Source organism: Citrobacter pasteurii, from assembly GCF_019047765.1.
Lineage (GTDB): Bacteria > Pseudomonadota > Gammaproteobacteria > Enterobacterales > Enterobacteriaceae > Citrobacter > Citrobacter pasteurii.
In genome coordinates, this window is sequence record NZ_CP077262.1 from 4,308,665 (window position 1) to 4,330,477 (window position 21,813).

Annotated in this window: 20 protein-coding genes and 2 pseudogenes; 10 read left to right on the plus strand and 12 right to left on the minus strand. The window is 52.7% G+C overall.

All coding sequences use genetic code 11. The features are described 5' to 3' along the window. The first annotated feature begins 112 nt into the window (after positions 1–112). The 3 genes and pseudogenes from aroP to I6L54_RS20860 all read left to right on the plus strand — a co-directional run. Positions 113–1,486: an aromatic amino acid transporter AroP gene (gene aroP, locus I6L54_RS20850; RefSeq protein WP_167335584.1), complete on the plus strand. Its 1,374-nt coding sequence runs from the start codon at positions 113–115 to the stop codon at positions 1,484–1,486. A 94-nt stretch (positions 1,487–1,580) separates the two neighbouring features. After that, positions 1,581–1,916 (plus strand): annotated as a pseudogene (locus tag I6L54_RS20855) (MFS transporter); the annotation flags it as partial. 122 nt (positions 1,917–2,038) lie between these two features. Then, a pseudogene (locus I6L54_RS20860) lies at positions 2,039–2,206 on the plus strand (family 43 glycosylhydrolase); the annotation flags it as partial. Between the two features lie 75 nt (positions 2,207–2,281). Here the strand turns inward: I6L54_RS20860 and ampE are convergent. Both ampE and ampD read right to left on the minus strand, forming a co-directional pair. After that, the gene (ampE, locus tag I6L54_RS20865; protein ID WP_040229993.1) at positions 2,282–3,136 is read right to left on the minus strand and encodes a beta-lactamase regulator AmpE; all 855 of its coding nucleotides are present in this window, start codon (positions 3,134–3,136) and stop codon (positions 2,282–2,284) included. Next, a complete protein-coding gene (ampD, locus tag I6L54_RS20870; RefSeq protein WP_040229991.1) occupies positions 3,133–3,696 on the minus strand; it encodes a 1,6-anhydro-N-acetylmuramyl-L-alanine amidase AmpD in 564 nt (187 codons plus the stop codon). The genes ampE and ampD overlap by 4 nt, the downstream gene beginning before the upstream one ends. An 87-nt stretch (positions 3,697–3,783) precedes the next feature. Between ampD and nadC the strand changes: the two genes are divergently transcribed. The 4 genes from nadC (at position 3,784) to hofC (ending at position 7,928) form a co-directional block, all read left to right on the plus strand. Beyond that, positions 3,784–4,677 carry a carboxylating nicotinate-nucleotide diphosphorylase gene (gene nadC, locus I6L54_RS20875; protein ID WP_040230042.1) on the plus strand — a complete coding sequence of 298 codons (894 nt, stop codon included), beginning with the start codon at positions 3,784–3,786 and terminating at the stop codon, positions 4,675–4,677. 226 nt (positions 4,678–4,903) lie between these two features. Then, a complete protein-coding gene (gene ppdD, locus I6L54_RS20880) occupies positions 4,904–5,341 on the plus strand; it encodes a prepilin peptidase-dependent pilin (RefSeq protein WP_040229990.1) in 438 nt (145 codons plus the stop codon). 9 nt (positions 5,342–5,350) lie between these two features. Further along, positions 5,351–6,736: a type II secretion system protein GspE gene (gene gspE / locus I6L54_RS20885; RefSeq protein ID WP_040229988.1), complete on the plus strand. Its 1,386-nt coding sequence runs from the start codon at positions 5,351–5,353 to the stop codon at positions 6,734–6,736. Continuing rightward, a complete protein-coding gene (gene hofC, locus I6L54_RS20890; RefSeq protein WP_040229987.1) occupies positions 6,726–7,928 on the plus strand; it encodes a protein transport protein HofC in 1,203 nt (400 codons plus the stop codon). Before gspE ends, hofC begins: the two co-directional genes overlap by 11 nt. 107 nt (positions 7,929–8,035) lie before the next feature. Here the strand turns inward: hofC and I6L54_RS20895 are convergent, their stop codons facing one another. Then, positions 8,036–9,079, minus strand: coding sequence for a GMP reductase (locus I6L54_RS20895; RefSeq protein ID WP_040229985.1), 1,044 nt, complete (start codon positions 9,077–9,079; stop codon positions 8,036–8,038). 225 nt (positions 9,080–9,304) lie between these two features. On the opposite strand from I6L54_RS20895, the gene coaE reads away from it, so the two are divergent. Genes coaE through yacG form a run of 3 tightly spaced genes read left to right on the plus strand, consistent with a single transcriptional unit; the run spans position 9,305 to position 10,872 of the window. Then, on the plus strand, positions 9,305–9,925 hold the full coding sequence (coaE, locus tag I6L54_RS20900; RefSeq protein WP_040229984.1) for a dephospho-CoA kinase: 621 nt from the start codon (positions 9,305–9,307) through the stop codon (positions 9,923–9,925). Then, positions 9,925–10,668, plus strand: a complete 744-nt coding sequence (zapD, locus tag I6L54_RS20905; RefSeq protein WP_005124651.1) for a cell division protein ZapD — start codon at positions 9,925–9,927, stop codon at positions 10,666–10,668. The genes coaE and zapD overlap by 1 nt, the downstream gene beginning before the upstream one ends. 9 nt (positions 10,669–10,677) lie before the next feature. Next, on the plus strand, positions 10,678–10,872 hold the full coding sequence (yacG, locus tag I6L54_RS20910; RefSeq protein WP_005124648.1) for a DNA gyrase inhibitor YacG: 195 nt from the start codon (positions 10,678–10,680) through the stop codon (positions 10,870–10,872). Between the two features lie 98 nt (positions 10,873–10,970). Here yacG and mutT read toward each other — a convergent pair whose 3' ends face one another. The 9 genes from mutT to murC form a co-directional block, all read right to left on the minus strand. Beyond that, positions 10,971–11,360 carry an 8-oxo-dGTP diphosphatase MutT gene (gene mutT / locus I6L54_RS20915; protein ID WP_040229983.1) on the minus strand — a complete coding sequence of 130 codons (390 nt, stop codon included), beginning with the start codon at positions 11,358–11,360 and terminating at the stop codon, positions 10,971–10,973. A gap of 56 nt (positions 11,361–11,416) precedes the next feature. Continuing rightward, positions 11,417–14,122 (minus strand): preprotein translocase subunit SecA, encoded by a 2,706-nt coding sequence (gene secA, locus I6L54_RS20920; protein WP_040229981.1) that lies wholly within the window; start codon positions 14,120–14,122, stop codon positions 11,417–11,419. Between the two features lie 60 nt (positions 14,123–14,182). Further along, positions 14,183–14,689 (minus strand): secA translation cis-regulator SecM, encoded by a 507-nt coding sequence (gene secM / locus I6L54_RS20925; RefSeq protein WP_040229980.1) that lies wholly within the window; start codon positions 14,687–14,689, stop codon positions 14,183–14,185. 407 nt (positions 14,690–15,096) lie between these two features. Continuing rightward, complete coding sequence (gene lpxC, locus I6L54_RS20930; RefSeq protein ID WP_003018750.1) at positions 15,097–16,014, minus strand: UDP-3-O-acyl-N-acetylglucosamine deacetylase; 918 nt, start codon at positions 16,012–16,014, stop codon at positions 15,097–15,099. A gap of 100 nt (positions 16,015–16,114) precedes the next feature. Then, a complete protein-coding gene (gene ftsZ / locus I6L54_RS20935; protein WP_003018753.1) occupies positions 16,115–17,266 on the minus strand; it encodes a cell division protein FtsZ in 1,152 nt (383 codons plus the stop codon). Between the two features lie 62 nt (positions 17,267–17,328). Continuing rightward, positions 17,329–18,591, minus strand: coding sequence for a cell division protein FtsA (ftsA, locus tag I6L54_RS20940; protein WP_003018755.1), 1,263 nt, complete (start codon positions 18,589–18,591; stop codon positions 17,329–17,331). Beyond that, positions 18,588–19,421 carry a cell division protein FtsQ gene (gene ftsQ / locus I6L54_RS20945; RefSeq protein WP_003018758.1) on the minus strand — a complete coding sequence of 278 codons (834 nt, stop codon included), beginning with the start codon at positions 19,419–19,421 and terminating at the stop codon, positions 18,588–18,590. Before ftsQ ends, ftsA begins: the two co-directional genes overlap by 4 nt. A 1-nt stretch (position 19,422) precedes the next feature. Then, complete coding sequence (locus tag I6L54_RS20950) at positions 19,423–20,343, minus strand: D-alanine--D-alanine ligase (RefSeq protein ID WP_040229978.1); 921 nt, start codon at positions 20,341–20,343, stop codon at positions 19,423–19,425. Next, the gene (murC, locus tag I6L54_RS20955; RefSeq protein ID WP_005124616.1) at positions 20,336–21,811 is read right to left on the minus strand and encodes a UDP-N-acetylmuramate--L-alanine ligase; all 1,476 of its coding nucleotides are present in this window, start codon (positions 21,809–21,811) and stop codon (positions 20,336–20,338) included. Before murC ends, I6L54_RS20950 begins: the two co-directional genes overlap by 8 nt. Positions 21,812–21,813 lie beyond the last annotated feature (2 nt).

Consider the following 21,813-nt stretch of genomic DNA (forward strand, 5'->3'; position numbering starts at 1 on the left):
TCTGTAAACAAATTAATACAACAAACGGAATTGCAAACTTACACACGCATTGCTGCGTAGTTCAAAAAATAAGTACTCGAAAGATGAAGAGTAAAACCACACACGAGGTTTAATGATGGAAAGTCAACAGCATGGCGATCAGCTCAAGCGCGGTCTTAAGAACCGCCATATACAGCTAATCGCGCTGGGTGGCGCGATTGGTACCGGGTTATTCCTCGGTAGCGCATCCGTTATCCAGTCTGCAGGACCGGGTATTATTCTGGGTTACGCTATTGCCGGCTTTATCGCCTTTTTGATTATGCGTCAGTTAGGTGAAATGGTGGTTGAAGAGCCGGTAGCAGGCTCCTTTAGCCACTTTGCTTATAAATACTGGGGCAGTTTCGCGGGTTTCGCCTCTGGCTGGAACTACTGGGTACTGTACGTGCTGGTTGCCATGGCTGAGCTGACTGCAGTCGGTAAATATATCCAGTTCTGGTACCCGGAGATCCCAACCTGGGCCTCTGCGGCTGCCTTCTTCGTACTGATCAACGCCATTAACCTGACCAACGTAAAAGTGTTTGGTGAGATGGAGTTCTGGTTTGCCATTATTAAAGTCATTGCCGTGGTCGCGATGATTATCTTCGGCGGCTGGCTGCTGTTCAGCGGCAACGGCGGCCCGCAGGCCAGCGTTAGCAACCTGTGGAGTCAGGGGGGCTTCCTGCCGCACGGCTTCACCGGTCTGGTGATGATGATGGCGATTATTATGTTCTCTTTCGGTGGGCTGGAGCTGGTCGGGATCACCGCAGCAGAAGCCGATAACCCGGAGCAAAGCATTCCCAAAGCCACCAACCAGGTTATCTACCGTATCCTGATTTTCTATGTGGGTTCGCTGGCGGTTCTGCTTTCCCTGATGCCGTGGACACGCGTCACGGCGGATACCAGCCCGTTTGTCCTTATTTTCCATGAACTGGGTGATACGTTTGTTGCCAACGCGCTGAACGTCGTGGTGCTGACCGCCGCGCTTTCTGTCTATAACAGCTGCGTATATTGCAACAGCCGCATGCTGTTCGGTCTGGCACAACAGGGTAACGCGCCAAAAGCGCTGATGAACGTCGACAAACGCGGCGTACCGGTGAACACCATTCTGGTTTCCGCGCTGGTGACGGCTCTGTGCGTGCTGATTAACTATCTGGCGCCGGAATCCGCTTTTGGTCTACTGATGGCGCTGGTGGTTTCCGCCCTGGTGATCAACTGGGCAATGATCAGCCTGGCGCACATGAAGTTTCGCAAAGCCAAACAGCAGCAGGGCGTTACCACCCGCTTCCCGGCTCTGCTCTATCCGCTGGGTAACTGGGTGTGCCTGATTTTCATGGCCGCAGTACTGGTGATTATGCTGATGACGCCGGGCATGGCGATCTCTGTGTACTTAATCCCGGTATGGATTGCTATTCTTGGCATTGGTTACGTGTGCAAGCAGAAAACCGCCGGCGCGGTTAAAGCACATTAATTGTCCCTCCCCCACCTGCACCAGGTGGGGGTTGTTACCTGCCTCACATTTTCCCTCTCACAACTGTTTCGTCCATATCAGCGGCGTTATCCTGCAACGCATCACCGGGATCAGCTTCTCTGGCAACCTGTTTTTCCTGAAGCTGGGGCTGGCGATTGTCGGCGTGATGGTGGGCTTCCTGCTCTCCTGGTACGGTTACGACGCAGGTGCTAAAGCGCAAAGTGACTCCGCGATTAACGGCATTATGCTGTTGTTCACTATTATTCCGGGCGTCGGTTATCTGATTACCGCAGGCGTGGTTCGTCTGCTAAAAGTTGACCGCGAATTTATGCAGAAAATCCAATCAGACCTGGAAAAACGCCGCGACAACTACCGTGAACTGAATGAATACCACAAGATAAAAACAACTGAAACCGTAAGGAAAGCCTAGTGAATCAGCTCATCTGGGCCCCGAGATCCACGCTATTGCCGGTAAGTGGTACATCTACTTTACGGCCACGCACACTCAGGCGCTCGACAAACTGGGGATGTTCCAGCACCGTATAGCACCACACGCTAACGCCGAAAGGTGAAGATGTGCTGGTGTACCACGCGAGAAATTACACTGAAATCGAGGGCGATCCGCTGTACGACCCAAACCGCCATACTCGTTTGAAGCTCGTGCGCTGGGACGAAAACGGCATGCCTGATTTTGGCGTCCCGCCAGCGGATACGTATTGAGTCATTGCACCGTTATCCGGTCTACATATGCGCCAGGCCGGATAAGGCGGCTACACCGCCATCCGGCAACAATCGCTAGATCAGCGTGCCATAAATTGTCAGCAGCGCAATGACCACCACCACCACAAACGAGGTTTTCTTCGCCATTGCAACGGCAGCTTTTGGCGTTTCGACTTTATCGGTATGAGGTTCGCGCGCCAGCGAGAACTGCGCCAGACGCGTCAACACCTGATATTGCGAAGTATGCAGATCAGCAAGCGACGCAAACCAGGCTGGCAGCGCTTTCTCGCCGTGTCCTAACAGCGCATAGACCACGCCCGCCAGACGCACCGGGATCCAGTCCAGCACATGCAGGATCGCATCAATACCCGATTGCAGACGCTGGTGCGGTGTCTGATAGCGCGCCAGCCAGGACTGCCAGGCACGTAAAAAGGCATAACCAACCAGCGTCACAGGTCCCCACGGGCCACCGACAATCAGCCAAAATAACGGCGCCAGGTAAAAGCGAAAGTTGTTCCATAACAGCGCGTTCTGCAGTTCACGCAGGAACTCACGCTCGTCACAGTCCGGCGGAACACCATGGATAAGCGTCAGCTCGCTGGCCATCGCATCACGAGCGTGAGCGTCATCGCGAGCAGCCGCGTTCAGGTAAGCGTGATAGTGAAGGCGCGCCTTGCCTGCGCCGATGCACAGCAAGCCAATTAAGATCCACGCCACCAGCAACGGAACGTTAAACAGCAGCCCATGAAGTGCGCGCAGTAGCAGAAACGTCACTCCCATCGCAATAAGAGTCATGCCTACCGTACGCATCATCGAGAAATGCTTAATCCGGCGGAAAAAAGCTTCAACCCGGTGATCAAGCTGCCAGTGCTCACCCAGCTTAAACAGGCGTTCAACAATCAACACCAGTAATGTTGTAAACAGCGTCATGTCATCTCCTTGTGCGACGAGGGGGTGACCAGGGCGCGAAACCTTGCCCAGTCAAAAGATGGCCCAGGATCGGTCTTCCGTTCGGGCGCAATATTGCAATGCCCAGTCATGTTACTGGCAATCGCCGGATAACGCGTAATCAGGGTGTTTGTCACGGCAGCCAGTTTCTGGTACTGCGCATCGGTATAAGCCAGCGTATCCGTACCTTCAAGCTCAATACCAATTGAAAAATCATTACAGCGTTCACGCCCCTGATAGCAGGAGACGCCTGCATGCCAGGCACGTTTGTCAAAGGGAACATATTGCACGACCTCACCGTCACGGCGGATCAGACAATGGGCAGAAACGCGCAAATGGGCAATTTGTGCAAAAAAAGGATGGGCGTTGGGATCAATTGTTCCAGTAAATAACGCGTCTATCCATGGGCCGCCAAATTCACCGGGTGGCAGGCTGATATTGTGCACCACCAGCAAAGAAGGGCTTTCGTCATCCGGGCGGCAATCGTAATGAGGAGAGTGAACGCGTCGCGCCTCTGCCAGCCAGCCCTCGTCTAACAACATGCAGAATCTCCTTATTGGTGGTGCTCATATCAGGTTCAGGGTAGCATGTTTCTACCTTATGATTCGTTAGCAATTTGGAGTTTTATCATGCCGCCTCGCCGCTATAACCCTGACTACCGACGTGACGCGCTGTTGGAACGCATAAATCTCGATATCCCTGCCGCTGTAGCTCAGGCGCTGCGTGAAGATTTAGGCGGAGAAGTTGATGCCAATAACGATATCACCGCACAGCTTTTACCCGAAGACATGCGCTCCCACGCTACCGTAATCACCCGCGAAGAGGGCGTTTTTTGTGGGAAACGTTGGGTGGAAGAGGTCTTTATTCAGCTTGCTGGCGATGATGTCAGCGTCACCTGGCATGTCGAAGATGGCGACAGCATTAAGGCTAATCAGCCGCTGTTTGAACTGGACGGCCCTTCCCGCGTACTGCTGACCGGCGAACGTACCGCACTTAATTTTGTGCAGACGCTTTCTGGCGTGGCGAGCGAAGTACGTAAATACGTCGACCTGCTGGCGGGGACAAAAACCCAACTGTTGGATACGCGCAAAACCCTGCCGGGGCTGCGTACCGCGCTGAAATACGCGGTGCTCTGCGGCGGCGGTGCGAATCATCGTTTAGGTCTTTCTGACGCCTTCCTGATTAAAGAGAACCACATTATTGCTTCCGGTTCGGTGAAACAGGCCGTGGAAAAAGCCTTCTGGCTGCACCCGGACGTGCCGGTTGAGGTAGAAGTGGAAAGTCTGGATGAACTGGACGATGCGCTGAAAGCCGGGGCGGACATCATCATGCTCGACAATTTCGAAACCGACCAAATGCGCGAAGCGGTCAAACGTACCAACGGCCAGGCGCGTCTGGAAGTATCAGGTAACGTCACCTATGAAACGCTGCGCGAATTCGCGGAAACCGGCGTGGATTTCATCTCTGTGGGCGCACTGACCAAACATGTCCGCGCACTCGACCTCTCGATGCGTTTTCGTTAATCGCTGATTGTTCTGCCCGGTGGCGCTTCGCGTATCGGGCCTACAGCCCCAGCCGTATACGCCGCCGATCGGCAGTTTATTCGAGCGTCTTCGCAAATACGTTGTCTGATTCTGTAATTTCGTAACATTCATCTGAACCGGCCTTCTCGTTCTATTTTTTGCCCCTCGCCTAAAATCCCTTCGATTTGCCAAAGTAGCGCCAGCTAACTCAAGGAGCAAATCAACAATGGACAAACAACGAGGCTTCACGCTTATCGAACTCATGGTGGTCATTGGCATTATTGCCATTCTTAGCGCCATCGGCATTCCGGCTTATCAAAACTATCTACGCAAAGCTGCGCTGACAGACATGCTACAAACCTTTGTCCCCTACCGTACTGCCGTCGAACTCTGCGCGCTGGAGCACGGCGGAACAGAAACCTGTGATGCCGGAACAAATGGCATCCCCTCTGCGACCACCACCCGCTATGTCTCCGCCATGAGCGTGGAAAAAGGCGTTGTCAGCCTCACTGGGCAGGAAAGTCTGAATGGGCTAAGCATCACCATGACGCCAGGTTGGGACAACGCCAACGGCATAACGGGCTGGAATCGCAACTGCGCTATCCAGAATGACAGCGCGCTGCAACAGGCTTGCGAAGACGTTTTTCGCTTTGATGCCAACTAAGGAAAAGAGATGAATACCACCCAACTTACGGCGCTGTGCCAGCGTTATCAGGCCATATTACTGGATGCAGATAATGAAGTGGTGCACATCGCCGTCGTGGATGCCCCATCCCACGAGCTGCTGGACGCACTGCATTTTGCGACTACCCGACGCATCGACATTGTTTGCTGGACGCACCAGCAAATGGAAGGCCACACGCATACACCACGCAAAATGCTCCCGGCAGTGGTCACTAAAAGCAGCGCCAGCGCCGCAGACTTGCTGCATCAGACGTTCCAATCCGCTCTGGCACAACGGGCTTCTGATATTCATATTGAACCTGCGGAGAATCACTACCGGGTCAGGATACGTGTGGATGGCGTACTGCATGTTTTACCGGAAGTCACAACCGAGATGGGCATTGCTCTCACTGCAAGATTAAAGGTATTAGGCAGTCTGGATATTGCCGAGCACCGACTCCCGCAAGATGGGCAATTTACCGTGGAGATTTCAAGTGACCCCATTTCGTTTCGCATCGCCACGCTGCCTTGCCGATGGGGTGAAAAAGTAGTGCTACGCCTGCTTCATCAGGTTAATCAAACGCTGGAAGTCAACGCACTGGGCATGCATGAGGCACAGCTGGCTGCGTTTTCACAAGCATTACAGCAGCCACAGGGTTTGATTCTGGTCACCGGGCCGACCGGGAGCGGCAAAACGGTTACCCTGTACAGTGCGCTACAAACCCGAAACACCCCGCAGGTGAATCTTTGCAGCGTGGAAGATCCGGTAGAGATCCCGATCGGCGGTCTTAACCAGACTCAAATTCATCCCCGCGCCGGGCTTAATTTTCAGGGTGTATTACGTGCACTACTGCGCCAGGATCCCGACATTATTATGGTAGGCGAAATCCGCGACGGCGAAACAGCTGAGATTGCCCTAAAAGCCGCACAAACCGGTCATTTGGTTCTTTCGACGCTGCATACCAATTCGACCACTGAAACGCTGGTGCGCCTGCAGCAAATGGGGGTGGCACGCTGGATGATTGCCTCCGCGCTGACATTAATTGTTGCGCAGCGATTAGTCAGAAAATTATGCCCACATTGTCGGCGACGACTTGATACTCCCATAACACTCCCGGCAACACTTTGGCCCACGCCACTACCACGTTGGCAGGCACCCGGTTGCCAACACTGCTATCACGGTTTTTATGGTCGAACCGCGCTGTTTGAAGTTCTGCCCATTACGCCTGCGTTGCGGCAACGTATTGCCGATGGCTCATCGGCAGACGTTGTGGAATCAGATGCTCAGCAAGCGGGCATGAGTACTATTTTCGAGTATGGCTGTCAGGCTGTGGAACAAGGGTTAACGACATTTGAAGAACTGATCCGCGTACTGGGCACGCCCCATGCCAACTAAACACCTCTGGCGCTGGCAAGGCATAACCCACGAAGGCCAGCCTGTAGCAGGGATGCTGTGGGCTGATACCCGACCATCGCTCCTGTTTGTGCTCGAACAACAGCAAATTACACCGGTTCGCATTAACCGGATGCGCATTAAAACCTCGCACTGGAGCAGAGCAAACAGTGCCGAAGCCATACGCCAGTTGGCGACATTGCTTAAAGCGGGATTGACGCTTTCCGCTGGGTTAACTCTGCTCGCTGAACAGCATCCCAGCAACCAGTGGCAAGCATTACTGCGCACGCTGGCTTATGACATGGAACAAGGCATTGCGCTGTCAGCCTCGCTTTCGCGGTGGCAACACGTATTTCCCCCACTGTACCAGGCAATGATCCGTACCGGAGAACTAACGGGCAAACTGGACGACTGCTGCTTTGAACTTGCCCGTCAGCAAAAAAACCAACAGCAACTGGCGGATAAAGTAAAAAAAGCACTACGCTATCCCATTATCATTCTTGCCATGGCGATAATGGTCGTGCTGGCGATGCTGCATTTTGTGTTACCTGAATTTGCCGCTATCTATCGCACGTTCAACACTCCGCTACCGGCGCTCACTCAGTGGATTATGGTCGCGGCACACTACAGCAGTCGATGGGGATGGCTGGCAGGGTTGCTCTGCCTGGTGCTGGGAACAACATACGGGTTGATAAAGCAGAAACCCTACTGGCTTATTCTGCGCCAGAAAATACTGCTGCACTTCCCCATCATCGGGCCGATGGTCAGGGGACAAAAACTCACACAGATCTTCACCGTACTGGCATTAACACAAAACGCGGGCATTCCCTTTCTGCAAGGTCTGGAAAGTGTCACCGAAACCCTTAACTGCCCTTATTGGTCACAACGTTTGGCACAGGTGCATCACGATATCAGTGCCGGGAAGCCGGTATGGCTGGCGCTTAAAAATAGCGGTGAATTTAGTCCACTTTGCTTGCAACTGGTGAGAACCGGTGAAGTTTCCGGCTCTCTGGATGCGATGTTGCAAAACCTCGCCCGACATCACAGCGAGTACACACTGTCTCAGGCCGAAAATTTGGCGTCATTACTTGAGCCAGCCTTGCTTGTCATTACGGGGTTGATTATCGGTACGCTGGTTGTGGCAATGTATTTACCGATTTTTCATCTGGGAGATGCAATGAGTGGTGTGGGATAAATTTAAATGTCGGACGGCGGCATAAACGCCTTATCAGGCCTACACTGAGCATGAGCGTAGGCCTGATAAGCTGTGCGCCATCAGGCGTTTAACAGTACGATCTGTTCTTACAGGCTATTGAAAACGCGGTTTTCTTGTTCCTGTACGCGAATAAAGGTTGTCCGTTTGGTCAGCTCTTTCAGACGGGATGCACCGACATAAGTACAGGCAGAACGCAGGCCGCCAAGGATATCACGAGCGGTGTTATCAACCGGGCCACGCAGCGGCAGCTTAACGGTTTTACCTTCAGCGGCACGATACTGAGCAACACCACCAACATGGCGCGTCATAGCAGACTCAGAGCTCATACCGTAGAACAGCATGAATTTCTCACCGTTCTCTTCAACGATTTTACCGCCGCTTTCTTCATGGCCGGCCAGCATACCGCCGAGCATCACGAAGTCCGCACCACCGCCAAACGCTTTTGCCACATCACCCGGCATTGTGCAGCCACCGTCGCTGACAATCATGCCACCCAGGCCGTGCGCTGCATCAGCACATTCAATGACGGCAGAAAGCTGCGGATAGCCAACGCCGGTTTTTACGCGGGTGGTACATACAGAACCTGGGCCAATGCCCACTTTGACAATATCAGCACCGGAAAGCACCAGTTCTTCACACATCTCGCCGGTGACCACGTTGCCAGCACAGATCGTTTTTGTCGGCCAGGCCGCACGTGCTTTCGACACAAACTGAACAAAGTGCTCTGAATAGCCATTTGCCACATCAATGCAGATAAAGTTCAGCGCTGGATTCAGTGCCAGAATCTGTTTGGTTTTTTCGAAATCAGTGTCCGACGTCCCGGTTGAAACCATCACGTGTTTCAGTACATCGGCAGAGGAGTCCGCAATGAAAGCGGCCCAGTCTTCAACAGAATAGTGTTTATGCACAGCGGTCAGGATGTCGAAGGAGGCAAGCGCCGTTGCCATGGCAAACGTCCCAACGGTGTCCATGTTCGCGGCGATAATCGGCACGCCGGACCAGGTCTGACCTGAATGTTTAAAGGTGAATTGACGTTCCAGTTCAACATCGGAACGGCTTTTGAGAGTAGAACGCTTAGGGCGGATAAGAACGTCTTTGAAACCTAACTTCAGATCTTCTTCGATACGCATGTGCGGATTCCTGGGGTTAATGGCGAAAAATCGAAACTCACAACTCCAGTGACGCTATCATACGCACTAATCAATGCCGCGCAAGACTGCGAAATTCTCTTTTTTTACGCTACAATCCCATAAATTTACCTGGCGATTAGTAGGTTAATCCTGCATCAGCTTCGCCTTCGCATGCTTAATTTTTAACTGTTTGATAATCAAACCAAAACTCCAGGATCTGCATCTATGAGGTATACGGTAGCCTTAACCGGCGGCATTGGCAGTGGTAAAAGTACCGTTGCAAATGCATTCGCTGACCTCGGAATAAACGTGATTGATGCGGATATCATTGCGCGCCAGGTGGTCGAACGCGGCATGCCTGCCCTACAGGCAATTGCAGAACATTTTGGTTCCGACGTTATTGCTGCGGATGGCTCGTTACAGCGGCGAATTTTACGCGAACGCATTTTTTCCGATCCTGATGAGAAAAAATGGCTAAATGCCTTGCTCCACCCACTTATTCAGCAGGAAACACAGCGTCAGTTTCAGCAAGCGACCTCTCCTTATCTGTTATGGGTCGTCCCCTTGTTGGTGGAAAACGCGCTGTATAAAAAAGCCGATCGCGTACTCGTGGTAGATGTTACCCCCGAAACACAGCTCAGACGCACTATGCAGCGTGATGACGTCACGCGTGAGCATGTGGAACATATTCTTGCTGCCCAGGCAACACGTGAAGCGCGCCTTGCCGTGGCAGATGATGTTATTGATAATAATGGCACACCGGGTGCTATCGTCTCGGATGTCGCCCGCCTGCACGCGCTCTATTTGCAATTCGCGTCGCAGTTTGTCTCACAGGAAAAACCGTAATGCACACCCAGGTCCTTTTTGAACACCCTCTCAATGAGAAGATGCGTACATGGCTGCGCATTGAGTTTCTGATCCAGCAACTCTCCATTAATTTGCCCATTGTGGATCACGCAGGCGCACTGCATTTTTTCCGCAATGTAGGAGATTTACTGGATGTATTTGAACGTGGCGAAGTCCGTACTGAACTCCTCAAAGAGCTGGAAAGACAGCAGCGAAAACTTCAGGCCTGGGTTGAAGTTCCCGGCGTCGATCAAAGCAGAATCGACTCTTTACGTCAGCAGTTAAAAAGTGCGGGCAGCATTCTGATTGCTGCCCCGCGCATCGGACAAACCCTGCGCGAAGATCGTCTGATTGGCCTCGTGCGTCAGCGTTTAAGCATTCCTGGCGGGTGCTGCAGTTTCGATCTGCCGACCCTGCATATCTGGTTACATTTACCACAATCGCATCGCGACGCGCAGGTTGAAACCTGGCTTGCCAGCCTGAATCCTCTCAACCAGGCATTGTCTCTGGTGTTGGATTTAATCCGTAACTCTGCACCGTTTCGTAAGCAAACCAGCCTGAATGGTTTTTACCAGGACAACGGCGATGATGCAGACCTACTGCGTTTACAGTTGCCGCTCGCTTCGCAGCTTTATCCGCAAATCTCGGGTCATAAGAGCCGCTTTGCCATTCGCTTTATGCCACTGGATAGCGAGAACGGTCAGGTGCCTGAGCGCCTCGATTTCGATCTGGCGTGCTGTTAAGGAGTTAAGATGTCTGAACAAACTATCGTAAACTGCCCAACCTGCGGTAAAGCTGTCGTGTGGGCAGAAGTCAGTCCGTTTCGCCCATTCTGCAGCAAGCGCTGCCAGTTAATCGATCTCGGTGAGTGGGCCGCAGAAGAGAAACGTATCCCAAGCTCAGGCGACTTGTCGGAAAGCGACGACTGGAGCGAAGAGCAGAAGTAATTCTACAAAAACGGTAGGCCGGATAAGGCTACGCCGCATCCGGCATTTTTATGCTGTTTCGCCTGATGTCGCTACGCTTATCAGGCCTACGAACGTCATTAGCCAGCAATCAGCTTTTTGATCACCGGTTCATTGGCTGGCGGGAAATCGTCTACATTCAGTGCACTCTGCGCAATCCACTGCGCCGGCTGCCCCTCTTTTCCCCATGGCTCACCTTCCCAGCGTTCAACCAGCCAGAACCATAAAGTGATATGCCTGTCCGGAAACTGATACTCCAGCGTTTCGAACAATGAGCTTTGAGTCGGCGTAATCCCAACTTCTTCCTGTAGCTCGCGAACCAGCGCCTGTTCCGGCGTTTCGTCCGCTTCTATTTTTCCGCCGGGGAACTCCAGCTTATTTGCCATGTGGGCATCAGCCGCACGCTGGGTGATAAAAATTTCATGTTGCGGATTACGAATAATTCCCACAGAGATTTGCAGTACTTTCATATTTATCGTCCATAAAAAAGGCGCAGAATTCTGCGCCTTTTCAGTAAGTTACTTTCTTAGCTCAGACGGCCATGGCACTGTTTGTATTTTTTACCTGAACCGCAAGGGCACGGATCGTTACGTCCCACTTTACGATCGCCGGTCTGTGCCGCCAGCTCTTCTGCGACAGCAGAATCATCACCTTTATGGCTCAGTTGCTGCATCTGCGCTAAACGCTCAGCATCTTCGCGACGCTGCTGCTCCATTGCTTCGACTTCTTCAGGCATACGCACCTGAACTTTGCTCAGGGTGCTGATCACTTCATATTTCAGTGACTCCAGCATAGAGGCAAACATGGAGAAGGATTCGCGTTTATATTCCTGCTTCGGATCTTTTTGCGCATAACCACGCAGGTGGATACCCTGACGCAGGTAGTCCATCGCCGCAAGGTGCTCTTTCCACAGGGAGTCGAGCGTTTGCAGCATCACACCTTTTTCGAAGTGACGCATCATCTCCGCGCCCACAACTTCCTCTTTACGCTGATAGACTTCTACAGCGTTGGCCAGAATACGTTCGCGCAGCGTCTCTTCATGCAGTTCAGGCTCTTTATCCAGCCACTCTGAAATCGGCATCCCGAGGTCGAAATCGTTTTTCAAACGTTCCTGCAGACCCGGGATATCCCACATTTCTTCCAGCGACTGCGGCGGAATATAGGCATCAATCGTTGCTTTGAAGACATCTTCACGGATGCTGTTGATGGTCTCGCTAACGTCGGACACATCCAGCAGCTCGTTACGCTGGGTGTAGATTGCGCGACGCTGGTCGTTGGCGACATCATCATATTCCAGCAATTGCTTACGAATGTCGAAGTTGCGGCTTTCCACTTTACGCTGCGCGTTAGCAATCGCTTTAGTTACCCACGGGTGTTCAATCGCTTCACCCGGCTTCATGCCCAGTTTACGCATCATGCCAGACACGCGGTCGGAGGCAAAAATACGCATCAGCGCATCTTCCATCGACAGGTAGAAACGAGAAGAACCCGCATCCCCCTGACGACCAGAACGACCACGCAGCTGGTTATCGATACGGCGAGATTCATGACGTTCGGTACCAATGATGTGCAAACCACCGGAGGCCAACACCGCGTCGTGACGCACCTGCCAGTCAGCTTTAATCTGTGCGATTTGTTCTTCTGTCGGATTTTCCAGCTCGGCGACTTCTGCCTGCCAGCTACCACCCAGCACGATATCCGTACCTCGACCTGCCATGTTAGTGGCAATGGTCACGGCTGACGGATAGCCCGCCTGTGCGACGATTGCCGCTTCGTTAGCGTGGAACTTGGCGTTCAGCACGTTATGCTTGATACCGGCTTTGGTCAGTTCGTTAGAGACCACTTCAGATTTTTCAATGGAGATAGTACCCACCAGCACCGGCTGGCCATTTGCGGTACGCTCTTTAATATCTTCGATAATGGCCTGAATTTTTTCCGCTTCGGTCATGTACACCAGATCCGGCAAATCCTTACGGATCATCGGACGGTTGGTCGGCACAACTACGGTATCCAGTTTGTAGATAGAGCTGAATTCGAACGCTTCGGTATCTGCTGTACCGGTCATACCGGCCAGTTTTTCGTACAAGCGGAAGTAGTTCTGGAAGGTGATAGAAGCCAGCGTCTGGTTTTCGTTCTGAATTTCTACGCCTTCTTTGGCTTCAACAGCCTGGTGCAGACCGTCAGACCAGCGACGCCCCTGCATGGTACGTCCGGTGTGTTCGTCGACGATGATAACTTCGCCGTCTTTCACAATGTAGTCGACATCGCGGGTGAACAGCACATGTGCGCGCAGTGCGGCAGTCACGTGATGCATCAGCATGATGTTGCCCGGAGAGTACAACGACTCGCCTTCATCCATAATGCCTTCTTTCACCAGCAGTTCTTCAATCAGAACCAGACCACGTTCGGTAAGGTTAACCTGACGCGATTTCTCATCGACAGAGAAGTGGCCTTCGCCCTGGAACGAGTCAGAATCTTCCTTCTCCTGACGGATCAGGTTTGGAATAATTTTGTTCACTTTCTTGTACATTTCCGAGCTATCTTCAGCCGGGCCGGAAATGATCAGCGGCGTACGTGCTTCATCGATCAGGATGGAGTCGACCTCATCCACCAACGCATAATGCAGTTTACGCTGAACGCGCTCTTCCGGACTAAACGCCATGTTGTCGCGCAGGTAGTCAAAACCGTATTCGTTGTTGGTTCCGTAGGTAATATCGGCATTGTAGGCTTCACGCTTGGCCGGTGCCGGCAGACCTGACATGTTGATCCCTACGGTCATACCGAGGAACTCAAACAGTGGGCGGTTATTTTCGGCGTCACGCTGAGCCAGGTAGTCGTTCACGGTCACCACGTGTACGCCCTTCCCGCTTAATGCGTTCAGGTAGGCCGGCAACGTTGCGGTCAGGGTTTTACCTTCACCGGTACGCATTTCCGCGATGCAGCGATCGTTAAGCACCATACCGCCCAGCAGCTGCACGTCAAAGTGACGCATACCGAACACACGCTTACTGGCTTCACGGACTACCGCAAATGCTTCCGGGATCAGGCTTTCAACGCTGGCACCTTTTTCCAGACGCGCGCGGAATTCAGCAGTCTTCGCTTTCAGCTCATCATCGGAGAGTTTTTCCATCTCCGGTTCCATCGCGTTAATGACGTTGACCACTTTGCGCATACGACGCAGCGTACGCTCGTTACGGCTACCGAATACTTTCGTTAATAATTTGATTAGCATAATAAAATCTCAAACGCCCCGCGATGCGGAGTCAAAAATTATAAGTTGGAAGGTTCTTTTTTAGCTGAGGCGTTGAGGACCAGCGCGGATACCCTGCAGCTGGCTGATCCAGACCGAAACGCTAAACGCGGCCTGAGAAGTGAAATGGGCGTATGTCACGCGACTTACAGTCGCCGGTGGTCTGCCTTCCTGCGTCAGCATCGCGCTGAGCGTATTCAGTAACGCAAGATGGTGCGCCTGGATTGGCAATGGCTCATCGGCAACGGGCAACGCCTGAGGCGCCATGGCAAAAGAAAGATGGCGGATAACCGTACGAATGGCATGTTGATGCCAGTAATCGACAGTAAAATTCGGGCGACGGTTAGTGGCTTCCAGCAAAGCAAGCTGGCTAAAGTTAACCTTAGCGGATTGATCGTGGTTGCTGGCGGTCGCTTTCGCGGGCGTATTCGGTTCAGCGGCATTACCGATCGCGGGCAGGCCAAAACTTGCCGCGACCATCCCTAATAAGAGATGCGGCCAGAAGTACCGTCTGCCTAACTGTCGCCAGCGCGTCAGTATTCCACTCACGTTAGTGCCACCTGATCTACCCTGCATTTGGGGTTATAAATTCAAAACGATTTTTGCGCACAAATCTTATCATTAAAGCGCGCACTCCACAGCAGTAATGACAGCAAGCCGTGGTTAAATATGCTTAAGAAAGCAGCGATCGCGCTGTATTTTAATCTGACAGCGGGAAAAAAGTCGCATCGAAAAAGACGGTGAGCTATCGGAGGATAAAAAAAACGACTGGCTCACCTGGCCGGAGAGAGTGCCAGATTGACCAGTCGAATTTATACGACAGATATACACTTCATCCTTCAAGCTGCCTCTTTGTTGGCTGCCTTCTCTCACCCCAGTCACGTACTGGTCGTACGTTCCTGAGGATTCGCTCAGTTGCCGCCTTGATGCAACTTGAATGATTTTGTGTATAGTTATTATGCCAGTACAGTCGAAGGCGCTTTGAACGCCAGCGGCAGTTCTGCGTCGTCCTGGAAGGTCACATATTCCCAGGCTTCCTGTTTTGCCAGGACCGCCTGCAACAGTTTGTTATTCAATGCATGACCGGACTTATACGCGGTGAATGCACCAATAATGTTGTGACCACACATGAACAAGTCACCAATCGCGTCGAGCATTTTGTGACGAACGAATTCATCTTCAAAACGCAGGCCGTCTTCGTTCAGTACGCGATAATCGTCAACAACGATGGCACAATCGAAGCTGCCGCCCAGGGCCAGGCCACGGGACTGCAGATACTCGATATCACGCATGAAGCCGAAAGTACGCGCACGGCTGATCTGGCGCATGAACGCATCAGCAGAGAAGTTCATCGCATAGCGCTGCGTGCTGGCATCAATCGCCGGATGGTTAAAGTCGATGGTAAAATCCAACGAGAAACCATTAAACGGCTTGAATTCAGCCCACTTGTCGCCATCTTCGACGCGAACGGTCTCTTTGATGCGGACAAATTTCTTCGCACTGTTCAGTTCTTCAATACCTGCGTCAAGCAGCAGGTAGACGAATGGAGCAGCACTACCATCCATGATCGGGATTTCCGGGGCGTTAACTTCAATAACAATGTTATCGATACCTAAGCCCGCCAGAGCAGCATTAAGGTGCTCAACGGTTGAAATCCGCACATCATGCTCGTTGACCAGACACGTACAGAGCATGGTATCACGCACAGATTTGGCATCGGCCGGGAAATCTACCGGAGGATTCAAGTCGGTGCGACGATAGATGACCCCGGTGTTGGCCGGCGCAGGGCGTAGCGTCAGCGTGACTTTTTTGCCGGTATGTAAACCGACGCCAGTCGCCTGAACGATACGTTTAAGTGTCCTTTGTTTGATCATCGTATAATCTCGCCAAATTAACTATCCAACCGAAGTGTACTATACATTCGGCGGGCCAGTTTAGCACAAAGAGCGCAGATTCCCAAATTCCAGCTAATTCTTAATCAGCTTGCTTACGCAGGAATGCAGGGATATCCAGATAATCCGGCTCTTTAGTGGTTTGCGGCGTATTGTCGTTAACCACTTTCGCTACCGGCTTCTGTTCTTGCGTCAACGGCGCCATACCGTGCTGCTGGTAACGATCCATGACCGGCTGCTGTACCTGCTTGTTGGTTACCAGAGTGATTTCAGGACGCTTGTCCATACCAATTCCAGTCGCAACAACGGTTACGCGCAGTTCGTCGTTCATATCCGGGTCCAGAGAGGTACCGATTACCACGGTCGCGTTATCCGATGCAAAGGCACGGATGGTGTTACCCACGGTTTCAAACTCATCCAGACGCAGGTCGAAGCCCGCAGTAATGTTGACCAGCACGCCGCGTGCGCCGGACAGATCGATGTCTTCCAGCAGCGGAGAAGAGATAGCCATTTCAGCCGCTTCTTCTGCACGGTCTTCACCGCTCGCCACACCAGAACCCATCATCGCGTAGCCCATTTCGGACATCACGGTGCGCACGTCGGCAAAGTCGACGTTCATCAGGCCCGGACGGGTAATCAATTCAGCGATACCCTGGACTGCGCCTTTCAGCACGTCATTCGCTGCGCCAAACGCATCCAGCAGGGAGATACCGCGACCCAGCACTTTCAGCAGTTTGTCGTTCGGGATAGTGATCAGAGAGTCCACGTGTTTGGACAGCTCGGTGATACCCTGCTCCGCGAATGCCATACGCTTCTTGCCTTCAAAGTTGAACGGTTTGGTCACGACAGCAACGGTCAGGATACCTAAATCTTTTGCTACTTCAGCAACCACTGGCGCTGCACCGGTACCGGTACCGCCGCCCATGCCTGCTGCGATAAACACCATGTCTGCCCCGTCAAGCGCTGCACGCAGAGCTTCACGATCTTCGTCTGCCGCATTACGGCCGACTTCCGGGTTCGCACCCGCGCCCAGACCTTTGGTGATGCCGCTACCAATCTGAATGGTCTGTCCAACCGCCGTTTTACGCAACGCCTGAGCGTCGGTATTCACCGCGAAGAATTCAACACCTTCGATGCGCTCACGCACCATGTGTTCAACGGCATTACCGCCGCCGCCGCCGACGCCGATGACTTTAATCACCGCGTCATTGGTCAGTTCCATAGGTTCAAACATAGTTTCTCTCTCCGTTGTGCCTGTCGCCTGAGACCGTTAATGTGCGTCGGTCTCTTTAAAAATTAAAACTCTTTTCTCAGCCAGCTATTGAGTCGTTTAATCCACGAGCCAACTGATGCCGTTACACGTTTTTCAACTTCAGCTTCACCACTTAAATGGGATTCTTTCCCGTAGTGAAGCAGCCCCACTGCCGTTGAATAATACGGCTCCTGGGCATAATCTGTCAGACCGGTAATATTCAGCGGCGCGCCAATACGTACCTGGGTATGGAACACGCGCTGAGCGCAGGCCGCAAGACCTTCAATTTGCGCAGCACCACCGGTTAACACAATCCCCGCCGCCAGATGATGTTTCACACCTTGCTGGCGAAGTTGTTCCTGTAATTGCAAAATTTCTTCGTTGACCAGGTTAAGCAGCTCGGTATAACGCGGCTCAATGACCTCAGCCAGAGTCTGACGTTGCAGACTGCGTGGCGGACGACCACCGACGCTTGGCACTTCAACGCTCTCATCTTTGCCAACGATAGAACCCAGCGCACAACCATGACGAACTTTAATGGCTTCCGCATCGCTCGGCGGCGTACCAAAGGCATACGCGATATCGCTGGTGACCACATTCCCTGCATAAGGGATTACTTTGGTATGGCGCAACGCCCCGCCAGTATAAACGGCGATGTCCATTGTACCACCACCAATATCGACCACGCAGACACCCAGCTCACGTTCGTCTTCCGTTAACACGGAATAACTGGCTGCCAACCCGGCAAATATCAGTTGGTCAACTTTCAGGCCACAGCGTTCAACGGCTTTGACGATGTTCTTCGCCATGTCGTTGTGACAGGTAATCAGATGTACTTTTGCCTGCATACGCACGCCGGAAAGACCGACCGGATTTTTAATGCCTTCCTGGTAGTCAATGGCGTATTCCTGTGGAATAACGTGCAGTACACGATGTTCATCGCGCACACGCACGGATTTTGCCGTATGCACAACATTTTCCACATCTTCCTGGGTCACTTCCTCTTCGGAAATGGGCACCATACCAATTTCATTCTGACAGCTAATATGTTTACCAGAAAGCGCCAGATACACTGAGGAAATCTGGCAATCTGCCATCAGTTCAGCCTGGTCAATGGCGCGCTGTACGCATTTCACCACTGACTCCAGGTCGTTCACCCCGCCTTTATCCATACCTCGCGATGGGCAACTGCCCACGCCAATGATATTGACCATACCGTCGGGCAGAACTTCCCCTACTAAAGCGGCTACCTTCGCGGTGCCAATCTCCAGTCCAACTACCAGTTTTCTGTCCGTCGCCTTGATCATTGTTGTTCTGCCTGTGCCTGATTCTGTTGCTGATTAGATTCCTCAGGAGGCAAGGGAACCCAGCCTACTGCCGCTCCTGAGTCATAACGCAAATCAACGTAGCTAATCCGTTTGCCATCGGTTTGCGCCTGCTGCTGTAAAACCGGGTAGAGTTCCACAAAGCGAGCCAAACGTTTTATCGTATCGCCCCTGCCCAGATTGAGCTTAATATCGTTATTCAGCGTCAACTGCCAGGAACGACGAGCGGTCATCGCCGCTTCCTTCAGGGTGAATCTATCCTTAGCCAGCACCTGCCCCATATCACGGAACCCTTGCAACACTTCACTCGCGCTGCCTTCTGGCCCGTACAACATAGGTAATACCTGCTTATTGGCCCGACCGGTTGGGACGCTGAACGTATTTCCTTCGGCATCCACCATATGTTGGTCATTCCAACGCGCTATCGGCACATATTCAACCAGATGAATCTTCAATTCATCAGGCCATTGCTTTCTGACGCTCGCCTGTTTGATCCAGGGGAGACGTTCAATCTGGCTCTGGATGATGTTCACATCCTGAGTCATAAAGGTTCCCGGAGCGCCCAGCGCCAGGATGGACTGCCGGATATCGTCATTGCGCGTATAATGCCGTTCGCCGGTTAACACCAGTTTTGACAATGGCAAACGCTGCGCATCTTCCATCCATCCCAACACGACCCAGCCGCTAACAAACACGGTGCACAGCACTGTCAGCAGAAACAGTATTCCTGCAAGACGCGTTCCATTATTGCGGCGTGAGGAATTGACTTCTTCTTCATCACCGTTTCGCGTGTTCAGCGCAGCCTGCGACATATCAGTCCGCCAACGCCAGAATTCGTACCACCAACTGCGAGAAGCTCAGGCCCGCCTGACGCGCCGCCATCGGCACCAGGCTGTGGCTGGTCATACCCGGAGAGGTATTGGCTTCCAGCAGATAAAACTGGTCATCGCTGTCCAGCATGACGTCAATACGGCCCCAACCTTTACAGCCCAATGCGGTCCATGCTTTCAGGACTAATTCCTGCAAACGGGTCTCTTGTTCGACTTCCAGACCTGCGGGGCAGAAATATTGTGTCTCATCAGACAGATACTTCGCCTCATAATCATAGAAGGTTCCCGCGGGTTGGATACGTATTGACGGTAAAATTTCTTCACCAAGTATCGCAACTGTAAATTCCGGCCCACTGAGCCATTTTTCGATCAGTACTTCTTCATCATGCTGAAAAGCCAATGCTAATGCACCCTGCAAAGCATTTTCTTCTTCAACTTTTGACATCCCTACGCTGGAGCCTTCACGGCTTGGCTTCACAATCAACGGCAAGCCTAACGCAGAAATTTTTGTAACCGATTCATTGCTAAGACCTTTTTCGAACTCAGTGCGGGTCAATGCAACCCATGGCGCAACGGGTAAACCTGCGCCCTGCCACAGCAGCTTGCTGCGCAGTTTGTCCATTGAGATAGCCGATGCCATAACGCCGCTGCCGGTATACGGCAGGCCAATTTGCTCCAGCATGCCCTGCAACGTGCCATCTTCCCCGCCACGACCGTGCAGCGCAATAAACACCTTCTGAAAACCCATTGATTTCAAAAGAGTGACATCAACCTCTTTCGGATCAACCGGATGGGCATCGACACCACCTTCACGTAACCCTGCCAGCACAGCCGCGCCAGAATTCAGCGACACTTCTCGTTCTGCGGAGGTGCCCCCTAACAGAACCGCGATTTTATCAGCCATGTTGTTCTTCCTCCGGGTTTTGCGGCTTCAGTTTGATTTCAGCTAAGGAACGCGCGATTTTGCCGATATTTCCAGCACCTTGCACCAAAATCAGATCGTTGCCGGTTAATACCGGCGCCAGCATTTCCGCTACCTGGGCCGGATCGGACACCAGAATAGGATCGATCTTACCGCGACCACGAATGGTACGGCACAGCGAGCGGCTGTCTGCCCCCGGAATCGCGGCTTCGCCCGCGGCATACACATCCAACATCAACAGCGCATCGACCTGAGTCAGCACGTTGGCAAAGTCGTCGTACAGATCGCGCGTACGCGTGAACCGATGCGGCTGGAACAGCATTACCAGATTTTTGTCCGGCCAGCCCGCGCGCGCGGCTTTGATCGTGGCATCGACTTCCGTTGGGTGATGGCCATAGTCATCGACCAGCATCGCCGTCCCGGTTTTACCGTTGACTGGCTCAAGCGGGAATTCGCCGAGGAAGTCAAAACGGCGTCCGGTGCCCTGGAAACTTTCCAGCGCGCGCAGGATCGCGTCGTCTTCAATACCCTCTTCCGTTGCCACTGCCACGGCAGCCGCCGCGTTCAAGGCATTGTGACGGCCAGGCGCGTTCAACGTCACACGTAAATCGGCCATCCCCTGACGCAGCAGCGTGAAGTGCCCTTGTGGACCAATCTGCTGGTAATCTTCAACGCGCACATCGGCATCGTCGCTGAAACCATAGGTTGTGGTTTGACGCCCGACGCGCGGTAACAGCTCGCGGATCACCGGATCGTCAACGCACATCACCGCACGACCATAAAACGGCAAGTTATGCAGGAAATTAATAAACGTCTGCTTTAAATTTTCGAAGTCGCCATGGTAGGTATCCATATGGTCAGCTTCGATGTTGGTGACAATCGCCACCATCGGCTGCAAATGCAGGAACGACGCATCGCTCTCATCGGCTTCCGCAATCAAATAACGGCTATGGCCTAAGCGCGCATGTACGCCTGCCGCCTTCACCAGTCCGCCGTTGACAAAGGTCGGATCCAGTCCCGCTTCCGCGTAAATGCTGGAGACCATCGCGGTGGTTGTGGTTTTACCGTGGGTCCCGGCAATGGCGATACCGTGACGAAAACGCATTAATTCAGCCAACATTTCAGCACGACGGATCACCGGAATACGCGCTTCATGGGCCGCAACAATTTCCGGGTTATCCGCAGAAATAGCGCTGGACACCACCACCACGCTCGCATCACGCACGTTTTCCGGGCGATGATTAAAGAAAATCGTGGCGCCCAGATTCGTCAACTGCTGCGTAACCGGATTCGGCGCCAGGTCAGAACCGCTGATCTGATAACCTTCATTGGCCAAAACTTCGGCAATACCGCCCATACCGGCACCACCGATGCCGACAAAGTGGATGTGCCGAACGCGACGCATTTCGGGCACGATGGAACGCAGTTTTGCCAGTTGTTGTGTATTCATTC